5 protein-coding genes and 1 pseudogene are annotated in these 6,758 nt (G+C 73.6%); 3 read left to right on the forward strand and 3 right to left on the reverse strand.

Annotated elements, in window-relative coordinates; all coding sequences use genetic code 11:
* Window positions 1–83: 83 nt before the first annotated feature.
* Together ACFWA9_RS15810 and ACFWA9_RS15815 are read right to left on the reverse strand one after the other, a co-directional pair.
* Window positions 84–422 carry a hypothetical protein gene (locus ACFWA9_RS15810; protein ID WP_329489356.1) on the reverse strand — a complete coding sequence of 113 codons (339 nt, stop codon included), beginning with the start codon at window positions 420–422 and terminating at the stop codon, window positions 84–86.
* Between the two features lie 563 nt (window positions 423–985).
* The gene (locus tag ACFWA9_RS15815; protein ID WP_329489355.1) at window positions 986–2,386 is read right to left on the reverse strand and encodes a cystathionine beta-synthase; all 1,401 of its coding nucleotides are present in this window, start codon (window positions 2,384–2,386) and stop codon (window positions 986–988) included.
* Window positions 2,387–2,657: 271 nt separating this feature from the next.
* On the opposite strand from ACFWA9_RS15815, the gene ACFWA9_RS15820 reads away from it, so the two are divergent.
* From ACFWA9_RS15820 to ACFWA9_RS15830, 3 genes are all read left to right on the forward strand, one after another.
* Window positions 2,658–3,752, forward strand: a complete 1,095-nt coding sequence (locus ACFWA9_RS15820) for an SGNH/GDSL hydrolase family protein (protein WP_380387510.1) — start codon at window positions 2,658–2,660, stop codon at window positions 3,750–3,752.
* A 111-nt stretch (window positions 3,753–3,863) separates the two neighbouring features.
* A complete protein-coding gene (locus ACFWA9_RS15825) occupies window positions 3,864–5,084 on the forward strand; it encodes an acetyl-CoA C-acetyltransferase (RefSeq protein ID WP_380387513.1) in 1,221 nt (406 codons plus the stop codon).
* 292 nt (window positions 5,085–5,376) lie between these two features.
* The gene (locus tag ACFWA9_RS15830) at window positions 5,377–6,330 is read left to right on the forward strand and encodes a hypothetical protein (protein ID WP_329489352.1); all 954 of its coding nucleotides are present in this window, start codon (window positions 5,377–5,379) and stop codon (window positions 6,328–6,330) included.
* Window positions 6,331–6,573: 243 nt separating this feature from the next.
* On the opposite strand, the pseudogene ACFWA9_RS15835 reads toward ACFWA9_RS15830, so the two are convergent.
* Window positions 6,574–6,758, reverse strand: a pseudogene (locus ACFWA9_RS15835) (hypothetical protein); the annotation flags it as partial.

Below are 6,758 nucleotides of genomic sequence, written 5' to 3' on the forward strand. Positions count from 1 at the left end.
ACTTCCTGCCAAATATGGACAAAATGCCCGGTCTGCGAAAGCAGACCGGGCACTCGCGGGCCGTGACGAAAAGTCGGTCAGGACTACTCGGCGGGCTCGTCCACCGTGTACTCGTCCCAGCCCTCCCCCTCGGCGTCGAACTCGGTCTGCGCGGACTCCCAGGTCGCCGAGGCGAGCTCGACGCCCGGGACGTCGCCGAGCAGGGCGACCGGGTCGATGAAGTGCGCGAGCGAACCCGACGGGTCCACCTCGATGGCCTCGACGGACTGGGCGCGCTCCTCGTCGTCGAGGTACTCGTCGTCCGCCACCTGCTGCAGGGCCGCCGCCTTGAGGGCCCCCTCGTCGGTGATCTCGGCGATGAGCTCGATGCTGAGCCGGACGTAGCGCGGTTCGTCCTGGCCGGTCGTGTCAGTGCTGGTCATGCGTGCGAGCGTACGGGAAACCGCTCCGGCCCGAAGGCACGCCGGGTCCGAGGGGCGGAGGGCGGCGGTTCCCGGCCGGGGCGCCCGCGGGCACGGCCGGCGAGCGGCCCACGGGACGGGCGGACGCACGGGAAGGGCCGGCCCCTCCGAGGAGGGACCGGCCCTGCCGTCTCCGCCGGGGCTCCCCCACCCGGGAGCCGCGGAGACGCGCCGAAACGGCGCGGTGACGACCGCGGGAGCCGTCGCACCCTGATGACCGGCCGGAGCCGGACAGGGGCGGGACGACGACGCCCCCCGCGGTGGGCCCCTCCGCACCCGCAACCGGGCACGAAGGGCAGGACACGGCCGGCCGGGTCAGGGCCGTCCGACGTGTCCGGAGACGACCACGACCACCGGGGAGCCGCTCCCGGACGGTTGTCGTCGCCTCGTTCGGCGTCTTGCCGTTGACCTCAACGATGCCCGACGCGTGTTAAGCGCGTGCTGCGCGCAGGTGACGCCGGTGTACCACTTCGCCCCCGGACGAGCCCTCAGCCGCTTGGGCGGGCGGCCTCGATGAGCCGCCGTCAGTGCGAGCTGCGGGCGGCCAGGAAGCCCAGCAGGTCCTGGCGGGTGACGATGCCCTGCGGCTTGCCCTCCACCAGCACCACGGCCGCGTCGGCCTTCTCCAGCACCGTCATCAGGTTGGTGACGGTCTCGCCCGAACCGACCACGGGCAGCGGCTTGGACATCACCTTGTCCAGTGTGTCGTCCAGCTGGATCTCGTTCGCGAAGACGCCCTCCAGGAGCAGCTTCTCGGCGACCGAGCCGATCACCTCACCGGCCATGATGTCGGGGTGGCCGGCCCCCGGGGAGACCACCGGCATCTGCGAGACGCCGTACTCGCGCAGCACCCGGACCGCCTCGGCGACGGTCTCGTTGGGGTGCATGTGGACGAACTGCGGGATGCCCTCGTGCTCGATGGCGTCCTTGCGGGCCAGCACCTCGGCGATGTGCGCCTCGTCGGTGGCCGAGGGCAGGAAGCCGTAGTCGGCCATCCAGTCGTCGTTGAAGATCTTCGACAGGTAGCCGCGGCCGCCGTCCGGCAGCAGCACCACCACGACGTCGTCCGGGCCCAGCCGCTCGGCCACCTCCAGCGCGGCCACCACGGCCATCCCGCAGGAGCCGCCGACCAGCAGGCCCTCCTCCTTGGCCAGCCGGCGGGTCATCTGGAACGAGTCCTTGTCGGACACGGCGACGATCTCGTCCGCGACGCCACGGTCGTAGGCGGTCGGCCAGAAGTCCTCACCGACCCCCTCGACCAGGTACGGCCGGCCGGTGCCGCCCGAGTAGACCGAACCCTCCGGGTCGGCGCCGACGACCTTGACCTTGCCGCCGGAGACCTCCTTCAGGTAGTTGCCGGTGCCGGAGATGGTGCCGCCGGTGCCGACGCCGGCCACGAAGTGGGTGATCCGCCCCTCGGTCTGCTCCCACAGCTCCGGACCGGTGGAGTGGTAGTGCGAGGCCGGGTTGTCCGGGTTGGAGTACTGGTCCGGCTTCCAGGCGTTCGGCGTCTCACGGACCAGCCGGTCCGAGACGTTGTAGTAGGAGTCCGGGTGCTCCGGGGCGACGGCGGTCGGACAGACGACCACCTCGGCGCCGTACGCGCGCAGCGTGTTGATCTTGTCGGTGGACACCTTGTCCGGACAGACGAAGATGCACTTGTAGCCCTTCTGCTGGGCCACGATCGCCAGGCCGACACCGGTGTTGCCGGAGGTCGGCTCCACGATCGTGCCGCCGGGCTTCAGCGCGCCCGAGGCCTCGGCGGCCTCGATCATGCGCATCGCGATCCGGTCCTTCACGGAACCGCCGGGGTTGAAGTACTCGACCTTCGCCAGCACTGTCGCGCTGATGCCGTCGGTGACCTTGTTGAGCTTGACCAAGGGCGTATTGCCGACCAGGTCGATGATCGAGTTGTGGTACCGCACGGGGGTCCTCCCGGTCTGTGGGCATGCGAGTGCTTTCGGTACTGCAAAGCCTAGGCCGTGCCACCGGCCCCGGCCCTCCCCTGCGTCACACCTGCGCCCCGCCCCCACGCGGCCCCCTTCCGGACCGCCGCCCGACCGCCGCTCGCGCGGTGCGCCCACGGATGGCCCAGTCCCGTCGATAGCGCACGGCCGAGGACGGGTAGGAGGTGTACAGGCAACGCGAGTGGCGGCTCCGACTGGGGGCGGCACGAGGACGCGAAGGGGGCACCGGATGCCAGGGGCACAGGAGTCGCGGGCCCGGGTGGCCCGCCGCATCGCCACCGCGGCGGCGTACGGCGGCGGCGGGCTCGGCCTGCTGGGCGTCGGCCTGGTCGGCGTGCTGCTGACCGAGAGCAAGCTGGCCGTGCAGGCCATCGGCATCCTGGAGGGCGACCCGCCCCGGGCCGACGGCGTCTACGGCGAGGCCTTCGCCGACGCCGGCAGCACCGGCCAGCCGCCCCTCGTGCTCGCCTTCCTCGGCGACTCCACCGCCGCCGGCCTCGGGGTGCTGCGCGCCCGCGACACCCCGGGCGCGCTGCTGGCCGCCGGCCTGGCGTCGGTGGCCGAGCGGCCGGTCCGGCTGGTCAACGTGGCCCGCTCCGGCGGACGCTCCGCCGACCTCTCCGGCCAGCTGGAGCTCGCCCTGCCGCACCGCCCCGACATCGCCGTGATCATGGTGGGCGCCAACGACGTGACCCGGCACAGCCCGGCCCAGCTCGCGGTGCGCCACCTCGGCGAGGCGGTCGCCGCGCTGCGCGCCAACGGCTGCGAGGTGGTGGTCGGCACCTGCCCGGACCTCGGCACCATCAAGCCGGTCCGGCCGCCGCTGCGCTGGGTGGCCCGGCGGGTCAGCCGGCAGCTGGCGGCGGCGCAGACCATCGCCGTGGTGGAGGCCGGCGGCCGGACGGTCTCGCTGGGCTCACTGCTCGGGCCGGAGTTCGCGGCCCGGCCGGAGATGTTCGCCGCCGACCGCTACCACCCGTCGGCCCAGGGGTACGCGACGGCCGCGATGGCCGTGCTGCCCTCGCTCTGCGCGGTGCTGGGCCTCTGGCCCGAGGACGAGCGGCCGGCCGGAGCCGTGCCGGGCGAGACGGTGCTGCCGGTGGCGGTGGCCGCGGCCGCCGCGGCGGACCGCTCCGGCACCGAGGTGGCCGCCGTCGGCGCGGAGGGCGCGGGCCGGCGCTGGGCCCTGCTGCGCCACCGGCTGCGCGTCGGCCTGCCGGGCACCTGGGCCGCCGAGGGGCCCGCCGGGCGGTCGGCCCCGGCCGCCGGGCCCGACCGCGGGAACACGTCGGCCAGCTCACACGCCGGGGCGGGTGACGCCTGATCTACCAGACGGTAACTTTCCTCCCGGGCGTCCCCCGCGCACCCGGTCGTTCCCGTCGGACCGCCACCCGGACACCCCACCGCCCGAAGGTCACTCAGCGAGGAGCCCGTCATGCCCGAAGCCGTCATCGTCAGCGCCACCCGTTCGCCGATCGGCCGGGCTTTCAAGGGCTCCCTCAAGGACGTCCGCCCCGACGACCTGACCGCCCACATCATCGCCACCGCCCTCGCCAAGGTCCCCCAGCTCGACCCCCGCGACATCGACGACCTGATGCTCGGCTGCGGCCTGCCCGGCGGCGAGCAGGGCCACAACCTCGCCCGGATCGTCGCCGTCCAGATGGGCATGGACTACCTCCCCGGCACCACCGTCACCCGGTACTGCTCCTCCTCGCTGCAGACCACCCGGATGGCACTGCACGCCATCAAGGCCGGCGAGGGCGACGTCTTCATCTCCGCCGGCGTCGAGACCGTCTCCCGCAGCGTCAACGGCACCTCCGACGGCATGCCCGGCACCATGAACCCGCTCTTCGACGACGCCCAGGCCCGTACCGCCCAGCGCGCCGAGCAGGGCGGTGGGGAGTGGCACGACCCCCGCGAGGACGGCCTCGTCCCCGACGCCTACATCGCGATGGGCCAGACCGCCGAGAACCTCGCCGCCCTCAAGGGCATCACCCGCGCCGACCAGGACGCCTTCGGCGTCCGCTCCCAGAACCTCGCCGAGGCCGCCATCAAGTCCGGCTTCTGGGAGCGCGAGATCACCCCCGTCACCCCCCCCGACGGCACCGTCGTCTCCACCGACGACGGCCCCCGCGCCGGCGTCACCCTCGAAGCCGTCTCCGGCCTCAAGCCCGTCTTCCGCCCCGACGGCACCGTGACCGCCGGTAACTGCTGCCCCCTCAACGACGGCGCCGCCGCCCTCGTCATCATGTCCGACACCAAGGCCCGCGAACTCGGCATCACCCCCCTCGCCCGCGTCGTCTCCACCGGCGTCAGCGCCCTCTCCCCCGAGATCATGGGCTACGGCCCCGTCGAGGCCTCCAAGCAGGCGCTGCGCCGGGCCGGCCTCACCATCGGCGACATCGACCTCGTCGAGATCAACGAGGCCTTCGCCGCCCAGGTCATCCCCTCCTACCGGGACCTGGGCGTCGACCTCGACCGCCTGAACGTCAACGGCGGCGCCATCGCCGTCGGCCACCCCTTCGGCATGACCGGCGCCCGCATCACCACCACCCTGATCAACTCCCTCCAGTGGCACGACAAGCAGTTCGGGCTGGAGACCATGTGCGTCGGTGGCGGCCAGGGCATGGCGATGGTCGTCGAGCGGCTCAGCTGAACCTCCCGGCGTCAACCCCGAAGGGTCCAGACCACCCATTTGGAGTGACGCACAGTAATTGAGGGCCGGATCACACCGCGAGGTCGATCCGGCCCTCTTTTCTTTCGAATCGGGCCCGGAAATCGACAGTGCGGAGCGGATCAACTCCGCTGCGTAGAACGGTGTTACCTAACAATTTGGGGACAAGAGCGAAAGTCCCGGGCAAATTAGACATTCGCCACTGCGGTAACAGCCCCGTATGGGGCAATGTGGAGAGGTAACCCCGTTCCACTCCTCCCTAGGAGTACGTTCCGTGAGCGCCGTCTACACCCTCCTCCTGCTGATACTGATCGCCGTGACGACCGCCGTGCTGGTCCACCTCCGCGGGCTCTCCCGCCGGCTGGACGCCCGGGCCGCGGCCACCGCCACGCCCGCACCGGTCGACGAGGCCGCGATCCGCCGCGCCGTCGCCGAGGCTCTCGCCGCCGACCGCGAGCGGGAGATCACCGAGGCCCGCGCCTTCTGGGCCGAGCAGGAGGCCCGCGCGGCCGAGGACGCGCCACTGTTCGACTCCCCCTTCGCCGGCGTGCTCGGCTCCACCGACGAGTGGCCGCTCTTCTTCCCCCGGCCGACCGGTCCGCAGGAGGCCGCCGACAACGCGGGCACCATGGACCCGGAGTTCGGTGAGGCGCTGCGGTCGGCGCTGGAGGACCTGATCAACGAGGGCGGCGCCGAGCCCGACGCGCCCGGGACCGACGGCGGCGCCCCGCTGCGCCCGGGGCACCCCGCGGGGGTCCCGGTCGCCGAGGGCGGCGGCGACGCCCGGGCCCGCCGCGAGGCCGACCTGCTGGCCACCGGCCTGGAGGCCGGACTGCTGGACGCCGAGCCGATGGTCGAGGACGCGCCCGCGCCCGCCCCCGACCCGCGCCGCCACCCCTCGCACCCGGACTTCGTGCCCAGCCAGGCGCCGTCCCGAGAGTGGACCGACACCCGGCTGGCCACCCTCGCCGAGGAGGGCGTGGCGCTGACGGACGTCCGCCCGGGCCCGCTCGGCACGCTGGACGTGTACGCCTTCGCCGACGGCACCACGCTCTGCGTCGCCCCCGGCGACCGGGAGGCCGCGTACCGGCTGATCGACGCCGTCCGGGCCGGCGAGGACGTCCGGCTGCTCGGGGGCTCGCGGTTCTCCGGCTCGTACTCGCTGACCTTCTCCACCGACGACGACGCCGTCTACGTGCTCGCCGACCGGGTGGTGGCCAGCATCTGACACCACGCGCGCGGACGCGGCCGCGACAGCCGCGGCCGACGTTCACCCGAGGGCCGACCGGATCAAGGGGTTACCGATCCGGTCGGCCCTCGGCGTTCCCGTCCACCGTTTCCCGCCGGCGGCCCGCACCGGCCGCCCACCGGGCCCTCGTACCGGGCCCACGTACCAGGCCCACGTACCGGGCCCTCGTACCGGGCCGTTCCGCTCCGGCCGTCCACCGGGCCGCTGCCGCCGGGCCCGGGCTCAGCCGCAGAGCGCGGCTGTGGCGGCCACCTCGGCCAGGGCCCGGGCGAGCACCGCCGGGGCCGCCGCGGGCCCGCCCAGCGGCTCCGGGAGCGGCACCAGCGCCTGGGCCGGCAGGGCCGTCAGGGCGGCCGCCAGGTCGTGCCCGGCGACGGCCAGCTGGTCGCCGGCCGCGAAGGCACCGG

Origin of the sequence: Kitasatospora sp. NPDC059973, from assembly GCF_042737525.1 — a bacterium.
Classification (GTDB): Bacteria; Actinomycetota; Actinomycetes; order Streptomycetales; family Streptomycetaceae; genus Kitasatospora.

Coding starts and splice junctions, on each gene's coding strand:
- ACFWA9_RS15825 (WP_380387513.1), top strand. CDS start 3,864: ATGCCCGAAGCCGTCATCGTCAGCGCCACCCGTTCGCCGATCGGCCGG.
- ACFWA9_RS15810 (WP_329489356.1), bottom strand. CDS start 422: ATGACCAGCACTGACACGACCGGCCAGGACGAACCGCGCTACGTCCGG.
- ACFWA9_RS15820 (WP_380387510.1), top strand. CDS start 2,658: ATGCCAGGGGCACAGGAGTCGCGGGCCCGGGTGGCCCGCCGCATCGCC.